14 protein-coding genes are annotated in these 17,876 nt (G+C 62.2%); 7 read left to right on the top strand and 7 right to left on the bottom strand.

The features are described from left to right. Positions 1–192 precede the first annotated feature (192 nt). The 5 genes from QM659_RS06050 (at position 193) to QM659_RS06030 (ending at position 6,962) form a co-directional block, all read left to right on the top strand. The gene (locus tag QM659_RS06050) at positions 193–849 is read left to right on the top strand and encodes a Pr6Pr family membrane protein (protein ID WP_415187735.1); all 657 of its coding nucleotides are present in this window, start codon (positions 193–195) and stop codon (positions 847–849) included. A 182-nt stretch (positions 850–1,031) separates the two neighbouring features. Then, positions 1,032–2,591, top strand: coding sequence for a L,D-transpeptidase family protein (locus QM659_RS06045; protein ID WP_415187734.1), 1,560 nt, complete (start codon positions 1,032–1,034; stop codon positions 2,589–2,591). Positions 2,592–2,755: 164 nt separating this feature from the next. Continuing rightward, positions 2,756–4,054, top strand: coding sequence for a glutamine synthetase family protein (locus QM659_RS06040; RefSeq protein WP_415187733.1), 1,299 nt, complete (start codon positions 2,756–2,758; stop codon positions 4,052–4,054). Positions 4,055–4,271: 217 nt separating this feature from the next. Continuing rightward, entirely contained in the window at positions 4,272–5,189 is a 918-nt protein-coding gene (locus QM659_RS06035; protein ID WP_415187732.1) for an SDR family oxidoreductase, read from the top strand. A 285-nt stretch (positions 5,190–5,474) separates the two neighbouring features. Next, positions 5,475–6,962, top strand: coding sequence for a DEAD/DEAH box helicase (locus tag QM659_RS06030; protein ID WP_127076992.1), 1,488 nt, complete (start codon positions 5,475–5,477; stop codon positions 6,960–6,962). A 284-nt stretch (positions 6,963–7,246) separates the two neighbouring features. On the opposite strand, the gene QM659_RS06025 is transcribed toward QM659_RS06030, so the two are convergent. Beyond that, a complete protein-coding gene (locus QM659_RS06025; protein WP_415187731.1) occupies positions 7,247–7,543 on the bottom strand; it encodes a DUF2293 domain-containing protein in 297 nt (98 codons plus the stop codon). Between the two features lie 172 nt (positions 7,544–7,715). Here QM659_RS06025 and QM659_RS06020 point away from each other — a divergent pair, with 172 nt between their 5' ends. Continuing rightward, a complete protein-coding gene (locus QM659_RS06020; protein WP_127076994.1) occupies positions 7,716–8,291 on the top strand; it encodes an HNH endonuclease in 576 nt (191 codons plus the stop codon). Positions 8,292–8,655: 364 nt separating this feature from the next. Continuing rightward, positions 8,656–10,368, top strand: a complete 1,713-nt coding sequence (locus QM659_RS06015; RefSeq protein WP_415187730.1) for a L,D-transpeptidase family protein — start codon at positions 8,656–8,658, stop codon at positions 10,366–10,368. 339 nt (positions 10,369–10,707) lie between these two features. On the opposite strand, the gene QM659_RS06010 is transcribed toward QM659_RS06015, so the two are convergent. The 6 genes from QM659_RS06010 to rseP all read right to left on the bottom strand — a co-directional run bounded on the left by QM659_RS06010 (position 10,708) and on the right by rseP (position 17,803). Further along, a complete protein-coding gene (locus QM659_RS06010; protein ID WP_415187729.1) occupies positions 10,708–11,604 on the bottom strand; it encodes an LpxI family protein in 897 nt (298 codons plus the stop codon). Next, positions 11,601–12,401 carry an acyl-ACP--UDP-N-acetylglucosamine O-acyltransferase gene (gene lpxA, locus QM659_RS06005; RefSeq protein WP_127076997.1) on the bottom strand — a complete coding sequence of 267 codons (801 nt, stop codon included), beginning with the start codon at positions 12,399–12,401 and terminating at the stop codon, positions 11,601–11,603. Before lpxA ends, QM659_RS06010 begins: the two co-directional genes overlap by 4 nt. Positions 12,402–12,407: 6 nt before the next feature. Then, complete coding sequence (gene fabZ, locus QM659_RS06000) at positions 12,408–12,929, bottom strand: 3-hydroxyacyl-ACP dehydratase FabZ (RefSeq protein ID WP_303484230.1); 522 nt, start codon at positions 12,927–12,929, stop codon at positions 12,408–12,410. Between the two features lie 11 nt (positions 12,930–12,940). Then, on the bottom strand, positions 12,941–13,993 hold the full coding sequence (gene lpxD, locus QM659_RS05995) for a UDP-3-O-(3-hydroxymyristoyl)glucosamine N-acyltransferase (protein WP_415187728.1): 1,053 nt from the start codon (positions 13,991–13,993) through the stop codon (positions 12,941–12,943). A 102-nt stretch (positions 13,994–14,095) separates the two neighbouring features. Further along, a complete protein-coding gene (gene bamA / locus QM659_RS05990) occupies positions 14,096–16,438 on the bottom strand; it encodes an outer membrane protein assembly factor BamA (protein WP_415187727.1) in 2,343 nt (780 codons plus the stop codon). Positions 16,439–16,642: 204 nt separating this feature from the next. After that, positions 16,643–17,803 carry an RIP metalloprotease RseP gene (rseP, locus tag QM659_RS05985; protein ID WP_303484225.1) on the bottom strand — a complete coding sequence of 387 codons (1,161 nt, stop codon included), beginning with the start codon at positions 17,801–17,803 and terminating at the stop codon, positions 16,643–16,645. Between the last annotated feature and the right edge of the window lie 73 nt (positions 17,804–17,876).

The following is a 17,876-nucleotide window of genomic DNA, read 5'->3' as shown; positions in this document are numbered from 1 at the left end:
ACAAGTCGATCGGCAACGCAGACCTAAAGCGTCCTGCCGCGTCTGATTGAGGCTTGATGCTGCAAGTCGCCGGTCGACCGAAGTGAGAACGCGGCAGCTTCGAGCCGCGCAGAAATTAAGCCGGGACCGGGCACAAAGCCGCGTCCCGGCTGTTCGTCCTCCGCTGTAACAGGTAAAGGAGGACATTGCCCGATGCTCGTAAGACGGCTGACCGCAACGCTCATTGCCGCCTTGTGCGTGACCGCGCTGGCCATTCAGCTTTATATTGCGGTCGAGTACGCCCATCCTTCCGGCCACAGCGTCGGCGGCGCGATCCTCAACTACTTCAGCTATTTCACGATCCTGACAAATCTCGCCATCGCGACCGCTCTCGTCGCAACCGCCGCGAACGCGTCCGACGCGCGCATCTGGAACAGGCCGTCGGCAAATACCGCGCTCGCCGTCTACATCATCGTGGTCGCCACCGTTTATGCTGCGCTCCTGCGTCATCTGTACGCGCCATCGGGCATCGAATTTCTGGCCGAGCGAACGCTTCATTTCGTCGTGCCCGCTCTTTTCGCCGGCTACTGGATTCTTCTTGTTCCCAAGGGGACGCTTCGGCTGAAGGACCAGTTGCCCTGGCTCCTGCCTCCCGCAGCTTTCTTCGCCTGGACGCTCGTTCACGGAGCTTTGACGGGCTTCTATCCCTACCCGTTCCTGAACGTGGCGGAGCGCGGTTACCCCAGCGTGTTATGGAGCGGGTTATTGTTTTCGGCGCTTTTTCTGGCTCTCGGAACCATCCTCATCATAGTCGACTGGCTGCTCGGCTCGCTTCAGAGCCGCTGGCAGGGGGAGATCCCGACAGCGTAACGACCGCGCGCACACCGAATTGTAACTCCTGCGGCCCTATGAACCTTATAGAGAACCCTTTTGTTAAGGCGTCCCCTGATTTGCCGTGTGCGTTCGATCCGACGCCGCGTCTTCGCTCACGACGCCAAAAACGGAAAAGGCTTACCATGATGCGTCGAGCTACGGCTGGGGGGGCCGGTCCCGTGAATAATTCGCTCCGTAAGACCTTCGGCGGCTACCTTGCCCTGTGCTTATGCTTCGCCGCCGCCCTTGCACCGCTCGACGCGGCAGACGCGCGGACGCGAAATCGTTCTTACGACCGTCCTAGACAGAAGGTGGAAGCGCCTGCTCCCGCGCCTCTGAACCGCCCCCTGTTTTTCGTCGTGAATATCGGCAAGCAACGCGTCACCGCCTACTCGAACGACGGCATCTATGCGCAAGCACCGATCTCATCGGGCTCGCGCGGCCACGCAACGCCAACCGGCATCTTCAACATCATCCAGAAGAACAAGCATCACCGCTCGAACATCTATAGCGGCGCTCCGATGCCGTTCATGCAGCGGCTGACCTGGTCTGGCGTGGCCATGCATCAGGGCGTTCTTCCGGGCTATCCCGCGAGCCATGGCTGCATCCGCCTCCCCTACGATTTCGCCAGCCGCATGTTCAGCGCGACCGAGGGCACCGAGCGGGTGATCGTGGCAAAGGGCGATGTGGTGCCGATGCCGTTTTCGCACGCGAAGCTGCCGGAACCTGCGATGTTGCAGGCCCCCGGCAACGATCATGTTGCCTCGATTTCCGACCGCATTCTTGCCAACGCGGTGAATGTCGCCGAACGGAACGGCGACGAGGCGCAAAAGATCGACGTCAAGGCGGAGACGCACGACAGAGCCGACGCAACAGACAAGCTCCTGAACCCGCGCGAATACGCGCTCGCCATGACGAAGATCGCAGCGAAGAGCGCTGAGGATGCCGAACGCGCTGCAAGTCCCGCCCGCCGCGCGGTGGAAGCGCGCGTGCAGGAACAGCGCATTGCCGCGACAGACCTTCGCAACGCGCAAATTGCGTTATCCGTGGCCAAGGGCCGCCTCGACGCGGCTGACAAGCGCCTGAGCCGCTTGGGAGACAACGAGCCCAAGCGCGCCGAAGCTGAAGCTGCAAAAGCCGAAGCCGAGACGAAGGTGAAGGAGGCTCAGACTCAGGTCGAGGCCGCGGAGCGTGCCAAGGCGGATAAGGACGGAGCCGCAGCCGAGGCACTGAAGGCGTTCCGTCAGCTCGACGTGTCCCGGTCGCAGGCGGCCAACGGCACACTGTTCTGGAAGCGCAGGCTCGCGCCGGTTTCGGTCTTCATCAGCCGGAAGAACCAGCGGCTTTACGTTCGCCAGAACTACATCAAGGTGTTCGATGTGCCGATTACCATCCGCGAACCCGGCAAGCCGCTCGGCACACACCTTTACATGGCCATGCAGCCCGCGAAAGGGAGCGCGGACAAGGCGCCCAAGCTCCGCTGGCTTTCCATGACGCTCACGGAACCGAGCGAAGACCTTGTCGAGTCGCGTTCCCGTCGCCGCAAGGGTGAGGAAGAACAGCAGCGTTCGGCCCCGAACGTATCCGCGTCGGCCGCGCTCGACCGCATCGAGATCCCGGAGGAGGTGGAAGAAAAGATTTCGGAGATGCTCTGGTCCGGCGGTTCCATCATCGTCTCGGATTCAGGGATCAGCAACGAAACCGGCGAATATACGGATTTCGTCATTCTCACGCGCTGACGCGTCCTCCCAACATCGCGCATCCATCGAAAGCCGCGTTTATCCGACGCGGCTTTTTTTGCGTGCCTGCGATTCCTTGCCCCGAAGCGCCCACACACCCGCAAACTTCGGTTGCCATGTCCATTAAAATTATCGACTATATCGAGTATTTTGGAGGGGGCTTCATGTCAGGTTCTTTACTACCGCTGCCGGATGGAACGCATACCGTCGTACTGGGCGTTGGCGATGTGAACGGCGTCATGCGCGGCAAGCGCATTCCCGCCAGCAACTGGGCGACGACTTGCGAAGACGGCAATGCCACCTGTGCGGCCATTTTCGCGCTCGACATGACGAGCGACATCTGGGACACGCCCTTCTGCTCGTTCGATAATGGCTACCCGGACGTGCATCTTTTTCCGCTGGCCGCACCGGTGGCGGTGCCATGGGAACCGGGCGTCGCCATCACGGTCGGCCGCGCCGAAACCGTCGATCACAAGCCCGTGCCGATCGACCCCCGCGTCGCCCTCCTCACCCAGGTCGAGCGCGCAGCGCGGCTTGGACTGACCATAGAGGTGGGAACCGAACTCGAATTCTACCTTCTCGATCCTGAGACGAAACGGCCGAAGGACAAGGGCATCTCGGTTTACGGCATCGGCCGCTCGGCGCAATTCGAGCCCGTTCTCGGTCCGATCCGCAAGTATCTCGAAGCGCTCGGCATCCCGATCGAGCAGTCGAACCCGGAATATGCGCCCGGTCAGGTGGAAGTGAACATTCGCCACGCCGATGCGCTCACCGGAGCGGACCGGGTGGTGCTGTTCAGGACCGCGATCAAGGAAATCGCCGCGCGCCACGGCTATATCGCCACCTTCATGGCCAAGCCCTTTATCGACCAGTCGGGCAGCGGCTTCCACGCGCACTATTCGGTCTGGCGGGAGGGAGTGAACCTGTTCGCCGATGGAGGCCGCCTGTCCAGGTTCGGCCGCTCATTTCTCGCCGGGCTGGAACGCCGCATCGCTGAATCCGCGCTCGCCGTATCGACCACGCCCAATGCCTTCCGGCGGCGGCGTCCCTACACCTTCTGCCCGACCAATGTCAGTTGGGGCTACGACAATCGAACGGTTGCGTTCCGGGTCATCGAGGGCAAGGATCATCAGGTCCGCATCGAGAAGCGGGACGGCTCGGCCGACGCCAACCCCTACTATCTGCTCGCCGCAGACATCGCCGCAGGGCTCGACGGCATCGAGGAGGGGCTGGAACTGACAAGCGCTCCGATTGCGACCAACGCCTATGAGCAGCCCGACCTGCCGCCGCTCCCGCGCGATCTGCCGACCGCGATTGCGCTCGCCAAATCGTCAGAGTTCCTGAAGCGAGTGATCGGCGAGGATCGCCTTGCGATTCTGGTGCGTCAGGCCGAGCGTGAGGTCGATTTTCTTGAGGCGCAGGTGACGCCGGTCGAGACAGAGCGATATCTCGTCAATTTCTAGATCGGCCCGCGTAAAATCGGACGCGATTTGACGGAGACAAGCTGATCGACATTTGAACGCAAGCGTCGAGCCGCATCCGATGCGCGGCACGACGCTGCAACTATGTGATCGGGCCGGAGATGCCAAAGAACATCGCGCCGGGCGTGTCGCAAAGAGCCTCGCGTCACATATATAGGAATGAAAGGTAGTTATAACCGAAGACCCTCGCGAGGCGCGCATGAAACTCTCGCTCGACCGGAAGGAAAAGCGGCCCATCCCAAGCCAGGCCGGACGGATCGCCGTCGTCACCGGCGCGAGTTCCGGCATCGGCCTTTACACCGCGCTCGGCCTCGCCAAGGCGGGCGCGAAGGTCGTTCTGGTCTGCCGCAGCCAGGCGCGCGGCGACGATGCGAAGCGGCTGATCGCGCGGCAAAGCGGAGGCAACGAACCGGATGTCGTGCTCGCGAATTTCGCAAGCCTGAAATCCGTCGACAACGCGGCCCAGCGGATCGCCGACGGCTATAACGAAATCCACATCCTCGTGAACAATGTCGGCGCCTTCGCGCCGGTCCGTGAGCTGACGGTCGACGGCTACGAAATGACCTTCGCGGTAAACCATCTCGCGCCGTTCCTGTTCACGAACAGGCTTGTTCCCGCGCTCGCGGGCAGCGGCGAGGAACGGCGCAAGGCGCGCATCGTGACCGTTGCCTCGAACGCCTCGAACCGCGCGTCCATCGACTTCGGCGACCTTCAGTCCAGCCGGCGCTACAGTGTGTTCGGTGCCTATGCGCAGTCCAAGCTCGCAAACGTCCTCTTCACGGTGGAACTGGCCCGACGTCTGCCTCCGAAGCCCGTCACGGCGAACTGCCTGCATCCGGGCGTCGTCGGCACCGGCATCGGCAATGTCGGCGGCGTCATGGGCGCGGCCTGGTCGCTTCTGAAGCCTCTGGTGCTCACACCCGAGCAGGGCGCGGAAAACTCGTTATACGTCGCGACCGCGACGGAAATCGAAGGCAAAACCGGGCTTTACTTCGTGAAGGAGCGACCGGCGCGACCGAACCCCATCGCCGAAGACCGGCACGCTGCCCTGCGCCTCTGGACGGAGAGCGAGCGTCTTGTGGAGGCCGCGCTTGAAAAGGCGCACGCCTCGGTCTGAGCCTGTTGCATCAGCGTCATAACACCCGTGTTAATCAGCAAATACACCCATACGGGGTTGACTGCGCGAGGTGTTGAGATCATATTCGCGCCAAGCGTCAAGGCAGAATTTCAGAAATCTGCCCAAGCAGCACTTCCAGGCAGCATGGTAATCCGATGTGGGTCGCAATCTGCCCGCTAATGCGACGCTGGATACTAGTGCCTGACGCATGCTGTCATCGATCTGCATTGTGCGGATGATACTCACCGAACCCATGATGACGTGGTTCCAAAAACCCAACGGGATATGACTTTTAAAGACCTTAAGCTCAGCGACAAAGTGCTGGCTGCCATCGAGGCAGCAGGGTATACCACACCCACCCCAATTCAAGCCCAGGCAATCCCCTTCGCCCTAGAGGGCCGCGATGTCGTCGGCATCGCCCAGACGGGAACTGGCAAGACGGCCTCCTTCGTTCTACCGCTGCTGACCATGCTCGAACAGGGGCGCGCTCGCGCCCGCATGCCGCGCTCGCTCATCCTTGAGCCGACGCGCGAACTGGCCGCCCAGGTGGCCGAAGCCTTCGAGACGCTCGGTTCGCAGCACAAGTTCACCGTCGCGCTTCTCATCGGCGGCGTGTCCTTCGACGATCAGGAAAAGAAGCTCGAACGCGGTGCGGACATTCTCATCGCGACGCCGGGCCGCCTTCTCGATCACTTCGGACGCGGCAAGCTTCTCATGAACGCGGTCGATTACCTCGTCATCGACGAAGCAGATCGCATGCTCGACATGGGCTTCATCCCCGACATCGAGCGTATCTGCAAGCTGCTTCCGCCCTCGCGTCAAACGCTCTTCTTCTCGGCGACGATGCCGCCGGAAATCCAGAAGCTGACCGACCAGTTCCTCAAGAACCCCGAGCAGGTTCGCGTCAGCGCCCCGTCCACTGCGGCGAAGAACATCACGCAGAAGCTGAAGTTCTCCCCCTCCGATTCCAAGACGAAGCGCCATGTCCTCCGCGAGCTGATGCGGTCCGAGGCGGCGACGATCCAGAACGCGATCATCTTCTGCAATCGCAAGCGCGACGTCGCGGTTCTTCATAAATCCCTCGTCAAACACGGCTTCAACGCGGGCGCCCTCCACGGCGATCTCGACCAGCGTCAGCGCATGGCGACGCTCGAAGCCTTCCGCAAGGGCGAAATCACCTATCTCGCGGCGTCCGACGTCGCCGCGCGCGGCCTCGACATCCCCGAAGTGAGCCATGTGTTCAACTTCGATGTGCCGATCAGCCCCGAGGACTATGTGCATCGCATCGGCCGCACGGGCCGCGCGGGCCGCGACGGCTACGCCGCCATGATCGTCACACCCAAGGAGATGAAGGGCCTGCGCGCCATCGAAAGTCTCTGCAAGGCGAAGATCGAATGGATCGACGGCGAACCTTCGACAGAGAATCTCGCCGCGACAGACTTCAGCGAACGCCGCGAGCGGTCTCGCCGGGGCGAACGTGGCGGTGCCGGACGCGGCCGGAGCAAGGAAGCCGCGGTCGCAGCGGCCGAGCCTCGCGAAACTGCGGAAGTGCGTCCGATCCGTCAGGGTGCAGCAGCGCCCGCCGGCGACGTCCGCCCCGCGCGCACCGCTGCCACGGCTGAGCGCCCCGCACGCAATCGCCGTAACGGCGACGGTTCGAGCGTATCGCGCTATCATCGCGAACTTCTGCCGCCCGCAACGTCCGCGCCGGTTGTCGGCCTTGGCGATCACGTTCCGGCCTTCCTGATGCGTCCGGTGCGCGTTGCAAGTTAAGTGACGCCGCGTTCGTGCGAAAGCAGCCGAGCGCGGAGCGATCAAGACACGGCTTGAAGCGAACGTTTGCAAGGCGAACGGAGCTTTGAGCCCTCGCAGATGGTGAGAGCGCCCTTCTTCGGAGGGCGTTTTTGTTTCGGGACGCGTAGGCGCGCCGCGACGATGCGCCAGCCCGACGCGCCCCCGCCTGGAACGACCACGTCTGCGGTCGATTACCGCTCCCTCTGAAGTAATCAGTGCGCGAGGCCCGAAATTCGCCTTTTCGAGGCCGGGTTCGCCGCGATTCACTCACCCGCCGACAATTTCCGACGAACGCCCCACCGCGCGAGAACGCCTTCGATCTCGGCTGCGACAAAATGCCTGGCTGCCGCTCGGTCATAGCCATCATGCAGCAGCGCGTCGTAATCCGTGAAATTATGGCGCACAAAAGCGACCATCGACAGCCAGGCGGCCGTTTCCGGCGACGCTTTCGCAAGCCCCGTACTGTCCATCGCGTGATCGGCTATGGCATTGAATTCAAAGGCGGGAATTTTCGGAGCAAGGCGCGTCAGCGCGTCCTGGACTTCTCTTCGCGATGCCATGCGAGCCTCGTCCGGCGGCGAGCGTTCAAACGCTTTTCGCACGAACCGCACGAAAGTGCATCATCGCCCTTCACAGAATTGACACGCGCATGTAGTATCCGCGTCTGTGTATAGAGCGACGTACGTGCGAGCGTGGCCCCGACTTAACGGCAATCGTTGAGGTAAGGTGAACGTGACAGCTTTCGCAGCGACCTCTTTAGGGTCTCCGCCGGACAGCTTTCCGGCTCTCGTGCTCAACGCGGATTTCCAACCGCTGAGCTACTATCCTCTGTCCCTCTGGAATTGGCAAGAGACGATCAAGGCCGTTTTTCTTGATCGCGTCAACATCGTCTCCTTCTACGACAAGGTTGTCCGCAGCCCGAATGCGGAAATCAGGCTACCCAGCGTCGTTTCGCTGAAAACCTTTGTGAAGCCAGCGCTTTACCCGGCATTCACGCGCTTTAATGTCTTCCTGCGCGACAAGTTTCAATGCCAGTATTGCGGTTCTCCCCATGATCTCACATTCGACCACGTCATCCCGCGTTCGCGGGGCGGCCAGACGCGCTGGGACAACGTCACCGCCGCCTGCGCGCCATGCAACCTGAAAAAGGGCGGCCAGATGCCCGCCAAGGCGAAGATGTTTCCGGCGCTAAAGCCTTATCGGCCCACGGTCCATGAGCTTCATCGCAATGGGCGCTTCTTCCCGCCGAACTATCTGCATCAAAGCTGGCTCGACTATCTGTATTGGGACGTCGAACTGGAACCATGAGCGGAAGATACCGCTGAACGCTTAGGGCCGCCGCAAGGCGGCCTTTTCATGTCGGCCCGCCCTTCGGCGAGCGCCCCCGCAGAAACCTCCCCACAGCGTCGTGCGGCAAATCAGACGCGGCAAATCAGACGCAGAACGACGCTGCTGGTCTTGGTTTTCAATCGGCTTCTCCGCGCGTCCGATTTGACGCATGCCGATCTCTAGACGCCCCCTGACGCGCCTTGGCTCTGGCTCGCGCCATGCCCTGCAAACCGAGGTTCACGCCTCAGGCCGTCCGGTCAAAGTATTTCTGATTCTTTAAATCAGGTTTCACGCCAGTTCCGCCCTCTATCGTGCCCCATCATGCGGTTGAAGGAGCATCGGAATGACGGGGCAGCTTGTTTTTGCGTTCTTCGTTCTCTCGGCGATGGCGTTTGCGTCGCCGGGGTTTTCACAGGCGCAGCAGACCGAGCCGGAAAGCCCCGTTGAGGCGCCCCAGGACCGCGCTCCCGGAGCAGGCGACGATGCGGAGCGCCCGGCGATAGAGCGTTTCGCCCCCGAGGAGCGTCACGACGTCGAGGCGACTGCAACGCCGGCTCAGGTCACGCCACAGGCCGAGGCTTTGAAAAAAGCGCTTCTGGCGCTCGCAGCCGGAGGCAACGAGGAGGAGCGCAACGAGCGTGCGGCCCTGTTGTCGTTTTACGAGACCCGTCGCTTCGCCCCGCTCTGGCTCGACATGTCGGGCGTGCCCACACCGAGAGCCACGAGCGCCATGGCAGAAATTGCCCGCGCCGAGGATTACGGCCTCGATCCGCGCGACTTCACGCTTCCCGCCGGGCTCGATCAACGCGCGCAAACGGCCGCCGCGCGCGTCGGAGATCAGAAGCCGGAGACCGTCGCCTCCGAAGAAATCGCCATCTCGCGCGCGGTGCTGAAATATGGGCGCTTTGCTCGGGGCGGCCGCATCATCAATCCTTCCGAACAGCTCAGCTCCTATCTCGACCGGCGCCCGCAACTGCTCAAGCCCGACGTAATCCTCGACAGCGTCGCAGCCAGCGGGGAGCCGGATGCTTATCTTCGGAGCCTTCATCCCCAGCACGCACAATTCGACAGGCTGCGTCGGAAATATCTCGCGCTTCGCGACAAGAGCCAGAGCGCGGAAGCCAAACGCCTCCTCGCCAACATGGAGCAGTGGCGGTGGATGCCTGCCGACCTCGGCGACCTTTACGTGTGGAACAACATCCCGGAATTCATGCAGCGCGTCGTCAAGAACGGCGAGGTCGTCCGCAAGGAACGCATCGTCACGGGCCAGCTCGACAAGCAGACCCCGATCTTCACGCGCACACTGAAGAAGATCACGTTCAAGCCGACCTGGATCGTGCCGGAATCCATCAAGGTGCGCGAGATCCTGCCGAGCCTTCAGCGCGGCGGCGGAATGATGCGCGAATGGCAGCTTGAACTTCGCGACAAGAACGGACAGACGGTCGATTGGCGGCGCATCAACTGGTACCGGACCGACATCCGCATCTTCAACGTGGTGCAGGAGAACGGCCCCAAGAGCGTGATGGGCAAGGTGAAGTTCTCCTTCCCGAGCCAGCACACCGTCTTCATGCATGACGCCTATCCGCCCGACAAATGGATGTTCAACAAGGCGCGGCGCACGTACAGCCACGGCTGCATGCGCGTGCAAAATCCGATCGGTCTCGCGGAAATCCTGCTGAGGGAAGACAAGGGGCTCGAAGCGGCGCAGGTGCGCGAAGCGGTTCGCTCCGGCCGAAACGACAACGAGTTCGAGATCGAGCGGCGCATCCCCATCCACATGACCTATTTCACGGCGCTTGTGGACGATGACGGCAAGCTCCACACTTTCCCCGATGTTTATGGCCACGAGCGGCGCATTACGCTGGCGCTCGAAGGAAAGTGGTCGCAAATCTCCCGAGGCAAGGACCACCTCGCGCCCGTGGAACTCGATATGGCGTCCGCTCAGCGCCGCAACCGTTACGCGGAGGACGATGCGGCCGATGCGCCGCCACGCGTCTGGCGCAGCAATGCGAGCTTCCGGGGCGGATTTCTGGATTCGCTGTTCGGCCGCTGGTGATCGAATGTCGGCGCCTCCTTGCGTTCAAACAAAGAGGCTGCCCTAGCCAGGGCGCGTCCGGAAAACTGTGACTCGGTTTTTCAGACGCGCGACAAGACGAAAAGGCAGAGGCGCTTTTTGATACGCTCAAGATCGGATGCGGCTCCTGTCGATTTGTGTTGTCGATCAGCTTCCGCGTCCGATGTTGGCGAATTACCGCCCGGATGGAACGCGGGCAAAGCCATTCGCGAAAAAAATGCAGGCCGCCGCAGCCGTTTGGGAACGACCATTCACATGGCCCGAAAGCGCTCGCGAGACCGGTTCCTCTGGCGCCGAGCGCCCGGAGAACCGCGCCTTTGGCTATTGAGCTGGCAACGCTTCCTCGTCGACCCCATAGAGAAACAGGCCGTGAGCGTCGGCCTTTTCCACAATGGCCTGTTGCTCGGCAAGGAGCACACCTCCAGCCGCCACCGCGATCCCCGCGAGCCCCGCCTCTGCCGCAAGTTCAACCGTCCTCGGGCCGATGGCGGGCATATCGAGGCGAAGATCCTGCCCCGGCTTCGGCGTCTTCACGAGCACGCCCTGCCTGTTCTTGAACCCCCAGCGATTAAGCTCCCGACACCGCGCGAGCATGGCGTCAGTCCCTTCCGCAGCCTCCACCGCGAGAACATAGCCGCGAGCGACGACCGCGCCCTGTCCGATATCGTACTTGCCCAGCGCGCGGGCGACCCGGAAAGCGAGGCGCATGTCGGCAAGCGCCTCCGCGTCCGGAGCGCGCAGGGAGAATGTGCCAGCCGGGGCGAGCAGCCGCGGCGCGACTTCGTGTGCCGCCAGAACCTCGAATCCGCGCGCCTCGAAAAATCGCGCAACGCCACGCAGCACGGAGTCGTCGCCGCCACGCAGCAGGCGCAGGAGTTCGGGCAAGTGGCGCACGAAGCCGGCGTCGATCTTCAACCGGAAGAGATTGGGGCGACGCAGGCTGCCGACGAAGACGACGCGATTGCAGCCCTCGCGGCGTAGCGCGCCGAGGATGCGACCGATCTGGCCGAGGCCGGCATAGCTATGGGGAAACCGCTCGATGTCGGCGCATGCATTGCCCTGAAGGCCGACGATGTAAGGGCGTTCGCCCCGCGCCGCAGCCGCTTCGGCGACGGCAACCGGCAGCGTCCCGCCTCCAGCAACGATCCCGATGCGGGATCCTTCGCCAGCCGCGCCGCCCTTCGCACCCTGCTCTCCAATCCCGGCCGGGACCGTCATGCCTGGGCGCGTGGCACGCAGAACGAGCGATCCGTCTTGGCCCGCATGAACGACACGATGCGTTCCACGGCCACATCGCCCTGAAACATCTTCTCGACGTCGTCAAGCCGCTCGGAAAGCGTGCCCTCAGCCGAGAAGAGAAGCCGATACGCCTTGCGTAACGAGTGGATCTGCTCGCGTTCAAAGCCTTGCCGCTTCAAACCGAGAATATTGAGCCCTGCGAGCGCCGCCCGGTTGCCGAGGACCATGCCAAAGGGGATCACATCCGCCTCCACGCCCGACATGCCGCCGACAAAGCCGTAGGCGCCGATCCGCACCCATTGATGAACGGCCGAAAGTCCCCCGAGAATGGCATAGTCTTCGACAACGACGTGGCCCGCGAGCGTCGCGTTGTTCACCAGAATGACATGGTTGCCGACCTGACAATCATGCGCGACATGGCTTCCCGCGAGGAACAGGCCGTGGCTGCCGACGCGCGTGACATGTCCACCGCCCGCCGTCCCGCCGTTCATGGTGACATGCTCGCGCACGATCGTGTGCGCGCCTACGAAAAGTTCGCTGCGCTCACCCTTGTATTTGACGTCTTGCGGAGGGCCGCCCAGCACCGCGAAGGGATGAATTTCGCATCCCTCGCCGATGTCGGTCACGCCCGTGATGACCGCGTGGGCATGGACCTTGACGTTCTTGCGCAGGGTGACATTCGGTCCGATCACAGCGAACGGCCCGACGTCGACGCCTTCTTCAAGCGTTGCGCGCGGATCGATTGCCGCCGAGGAATGCACCAGCATCTCTGTCATGAAAACTTACGCGTTCTGAGCGCCCTTCTTCTCGTTTGGATCGACGATCATGGCGCTGATCTCGGCTTCGGCCACGAGTTGCCCGTTCACACGCGCCTCGCCGTCGAACCGCCAGACGCGCCCGCGGTTACGCTTCTTCGTCATGTGGAAATGGACCTGATCGCCCGGGAGCACCGGCCGGCGAAAGCGCGCACCGTCGATCGACATGAAGTAGACGAGTTGCGGCTCGAAGCCGGACAGGCTCGCCATGCAAAGCGCCCCTGCCGTCTGCGCCATGCCCTCGATCAGAAGCACGCCGGGCATCACCGGGAAATTCGGGAAATGCCCCTGAAAGAACGGCTCATTGATCGTCACGTTCTTGATGCCGATCGCTGACCGATCGCCGTCCATCTCGATGATGCGGTCGACGAGAAGGAACGGATAGCGATGCGGCAGGAGCTGGAGGATGCGGGTGATATCGGCCGTCCCGAGTTCCCTGCGTTCTTGCCGGGTTTCGCTTTCCAGTTGAGGTTCGGATGTGTTGGTCATGCTCATGACTTCTAATCGTTGGTGTCGCCCGGGGTATCGGCGCCTTTGCGCTTTGCAAGACGCTTCAGGAGCGCCACTTCACGCGCCCATGCCACGATGGGTTTGGCCGGGTAGCCTCCCCATCGTTCGCCGCGAGGGATATCGGACGCGACGCCGCTCTGCGCGCCGATCTGGGCAGCTGCTCCGATCCTGATGTGACCGACGGTTCCACACTGGCCGCCCATCGCCACGAAATCTTCGAGGACGGTGCTGCCGGAAATACCGGTCTGAGCGGCGATCACGCAATGCCGCCCGATGACGACGTTATGGGCGATCTGAACGAGATTGTCGATCTTCGTTCCCTCGCCGATGATCGTATCCCTCAGCGCGCCTCGATCAATGGTGCTGTTCGCGCCGATCTCCACGTCGTCCTGGATGATGACGCGGCCCACCTGGCGCACCTTGTAATGGCCGCCGGGACCCATGGCGAAGCCGAAGCCGTCCTGACCGACGCGCACGCCCGCATGAATGATGACACGATTGCCGATGAGTGCGTGCGTGATCGAGGCACCGGGGCCGATGAAGCCGTCGCGGCCGATTGCGACGCGGTAGCCGATCACCGCGCCCGCTGCGATGCGCGTTCCCCGGCCAATCGAGGCTCCCGCGCCGATCACCGCGCCGGGCTCGACGATCGCGCCGTCCTCGATCTGTGCCGTTTCGTCGACGAGCGACGGGCCCGGAGCCACTTTCGGGGTTCCGGCGTCGGGAAAGAACAATTCGAGCGCGCGGGCGAACGCGCGATAGGGATCGCGCGCAACGAGCGGCACGACGCCGTCGGGCAGCTTGGCGACCGACTCGCGCGAGACGAAAACGGCCGCAGCCTTGGTGACCTTGAGCGCCGCGAGATATTTCCGGTTGTCGAAGAATGAAACGTCGTCGGGACCGGCTTCGTCGAGCGTCCTGATCGCGACGATCTTGAGTGCGCCGCGCGAAAGGAACGCTTCCGGAATCGTCGCGTCCGCATGGGCAACGAGTTCGGAGAGAGTGTATGGCCCGGCGGGAGCCCAGAAGCCCGGATGATCCATGATGAACCTGGCCCAAAAAATTAAAATGCTAAGCGAGCATGTGCCCGCTTAGCATCGTTGAAGGCGATCGTAAAGTCCAAGGCGCGAGGCCGAAAGACGCGATCAGAACTTGGTTGCCGCACCGAAACGGAAGACCTGCGTTTCGTCGTAGCTTGCCTTGGCGAGCGCGTAGGCGAAGTCTGCGCGAAGCGGACCGACCGGCGAGTTCCAAAGGATCGAGGCGCCGACCGATGCCCGGATATCGTTGGAGTCGAAGGTCCCGGTGTAGGAGCCTGCACTGCCCGGATGGTTGGCGATATAGGACTGAGCAAATTTGCCAGCATCCGTCCCCCAGACCGAGCCCGCATCCGCGAACACCGCACCGCCGAAGCCGAGGTCGTCCGGAATGAAGGGCAGCGGGAAGCGGACTTCGGCCGTGGCCGCCCAGAAGTTCTTACCGCCGACCGGGTCGTCGGTATATTTATCACGCGGACCGAGACCAGCCGTCGCAAAGCCGCGGATCGTCTCGCCACCCTTGAAGAAGCTGTCCACGATGCGGACGTTCTGATCGTCCCAGCCGGTAATATTACCGCCGATGGCGCGACCGACGAAGGTGATCTGCTTTGTGATCGGATAGTAGCCACGACCCTCTGCGACGGAGCGGATGTAGTTCACGTCGCCACCCACACCGGCAACATCCTGCGCGAAGGAGAAGTAGAAGCCTCGCGAGGGGTTCTTGCGGTTGTTGCGGGTGTCGTAGATCAGCGAGTAACCGACCGACGAGATCACCGAGGTTCCTTCGATCTGCTTCACGGCGAGCGACGAGCCATCCGACACATCGTAAACTTCATCCGACATGAGCGTGTAGTTCGTGTTGAGCCACAGGCTGTCGACGAGCGCGAAGCCGAACCGCACGCTGCCGCCGATCTTGAGATCCGCGTAGCCCGCGTCCGTATAGGAGGACGAGGTGTAGTCCGAGTTGCGCGCGAATGCGTCGAGACCGAACGAGAGGTTCCGATCAAGGAAGCGCGGTTCCGTCCAGCTCACTTCCGCGCCGCCGCTGACCTGGCTGCCCGTGACCTTGATCTGGAGATATTGCCCCGTGCCGAGAAGGTTGCGCTCGGTATAGGACACCTCGCCGAGGATACCTTCAGCCGAGGAGTAACCAGCCGCGAAGGAAAGCTCGCCGGTGGACTGTTCTTCGACCGCGACCGTCAGCACCACACGATCCGGCGCGGAACCCGGCTCGCGGTTGACCTTCACATCCTTGAAGAACCCAAGGGAGAGGAGACGCTGGCGAGCCTGATCGACCATGATCTTGTTGTAGGCGTCGCCCTCAGCCACGCGGAACTCACGCCGGATGACGTAATCTTCGGTGCGGTAGTTGCCGACGACGTTGATGCGCTCGATGTAGACGCGCGGACCCTGCTCCACCACGTAGGTCACGGTGATGGTGCGGTTGACCGGATCGCGGTCGATACGGGGGCGAACCTGACCGAAGGCGAATCCCTGCTCTGCGACGGCGACCGTCAAACGCTCGGCGGTGCGGTCCACGAGCTCGGCGTTATAAACGTCGCCCGGCTTGGTCAGGAGATTGCCGCGAACCGTGTCGACGGCGAAAGCGGGGAGTGTGGATTCGACGTCCACGCCGCCGAAGAAATATTGCTGCCCCTCGTCGATGGTGAACGTCAGGAAGAAGCCTTTCCCCTCCTGGTCCACGTCAGCCACGGCCGAGACGACACGGAAATCGGCATAACCGTTCTTGAGGTAGTAGCGGCGCAGAAGCTCGCGATCGAGATTGAAGCGATCGGGATCATACACGGAAGTCGGCTTCAGGAAGTCGAGGAAGCTCGACTCGGTCGTCGTGATGACGCCGCGAAGCTCCGTGTCGGAGAACGACTGATTGCCGATGAAGTTGATGCCGACGACCTTCGTCTCCGGCCCTTCGCGAATTTCGAAGACGAGGTCTATGCGGTTGTTGTCGAGTTCGATGATCTGCGCATCGACCTGGGTCGCGTAATAGCCCTGACGACGATAGACGTCGAGAATGCGCTGAACGTCCGCCTGCACCTTGGCCCGCGTATACATGGTGCGGGCCTTGAGCTGCACCTCGCCTGTGAGCGTGTCGCTCTTGACTTCGGTGTTACCCTCGAAGGCGACGCGATTGATCAGCGGGTTTTCGACAACCGCGATAACAACCGAGCTCCCCTGAGGGGTGATCCGGACGTCCTGAAAAAGACCTGTAGCAAAAAGTGCGCGCAGGCTTTCGTCGGCCTTGTAAGCGTCATAGCGCTGGCCCGCCGTGAAGGTCAGGTAGGACTTGACGGTTTCCGGCTCGATGCGGCGATTGCCCACGACCTTTATGTCGCGGACGACGCCACCTCCCTGGGCGAACACTTCCGTTGAATAGATCGCGCCGGCCGTGACGGTCACCGTCATCGCGGCCGCGAGTAGTACGAGGGTCATGCAGACCCCACGGATTATGCTCGAGCGAAGCATCTGTTTTGTTGCCCCTATTACGCCGGATCCCCACCACAGCAGTTCAATTTGCCAGAGACTAGCAATTTGTGACGCCACGGTGGCTTGTCCCCCACCAATCAGTCTGTTTACGAACCGTCTGTTGCCCCCCGGCATCATAACGGCCAGACCCACCACTCCCTTAAGAAGACGCTAACGACGGCACACGCTTTCCACCTGCGGTGCAGGCGTTGGGCCGCGTGTGATGTCGGCTATGTTATTCCACGTCACGAAAATCATTAACATGATAAGCAAAGTGAATCCAAATTGAAAACCGATTTCCTGGGCCCTCTGGCTCAATGGGCGCCCGAGTATGGCTTCCGCGCCATAGAACAAAAGGTGGCCGCCATCCAGCACGGGGATCGGGAACAGGTTGAATAGTCCGACGCTGATGGAAATGAACGCAATCAACGGGATAAGATTGACGAAGCTGTCTGAGGCAAAGGTTTTCGCGACCTCCGCGATCTTCACCGGACCACCGAGCGTGCTCGCGCAGGCGTTGCCCTTAAAAAGCTGTCCAAAAAACTGGAACGGGCCCTCGATGATGCGCCATGTGCGCTCCACGCCGATGCCCACCGACTGCGCGAGGCCGACACTTTCGACTCGGGAGTCCTCGCGCCGCGATCCTCCCAACACGCCGAGCCGCCCGACGCAGTCGTTTTCGGTAAGCTCGGGTATCGCTGTAAGGGCCATGACGCGGCCCCCGCGCTCCACCTCTATGTCGAGCGGCGACCTTGCATTCAGCTTCACGTAATAGCTGAAATCCTCGAAACTTTTCACCGGGCGTCCGCCGATCGAAAGGATCTTGTCCCCTGCTTCGAGGCCCGCCTTCGCGGCAGGCGTGTTCGGCTCGACGCAAACGATTCGCGCTTCCTGGTAGCTGATGCCGTTCGCGAGCGCGAGACCGGCGAAAATCGCGATGCCGAGCGCGAAATTCGCAAAGGGTCCGGCGAGCACAATGAGCGTGCGCCGCCAGAGGTCTGCGGTGTGGAAGTTGCCCTTGCGCTCTTCCGGCGTCAGCTTCGCGATATCTTCGGCCGAGGCGACGCTCGACGCGTTTTCATCGCCCTTGAACTTCACATATCCGCCGAGCGGAACCCAGGCGAGCCGCCAGCGAATCCCGCTTCTATCGACGAAGCCCGCAATCTCGGGGCCGAAGCCGACCGAGAAGGTCTCCACCTTCACGCCGAGCGCCCGCGCCGCGAGAAAGTGCCCCAGTTCGTGAATGATCACAACGACGCCGAGCACGAGAAGGAACGGCACCGTCCAGAGGAAGAACTGCCCGAACGCCGAGGATAAATCCGAGAGAATCATAGGGGCCCTTACAGCGAGGAGGCGAAAAACGACGCGTGAGCTGCCTTATCGCTTCCGGAACTTGCCGCGACCT

The sequence above is a fragment of the Rhodomicrobium sp. genome, from assembly GCF_047605405.1.
Classification (GTDB): domain Bacteria; phylum Pseudomonadota; class Alphaproteobacteria; order Rhizobiales; family Rhodomicrobiaceae; genus Rhodomicrobium; species Rhodomicrobium lacus.
The sequence above is the reverse complement of the archived record's forward strand: the minus strand, read 5'-3'. Positions and strand labels throughout refer to the sequence as shown.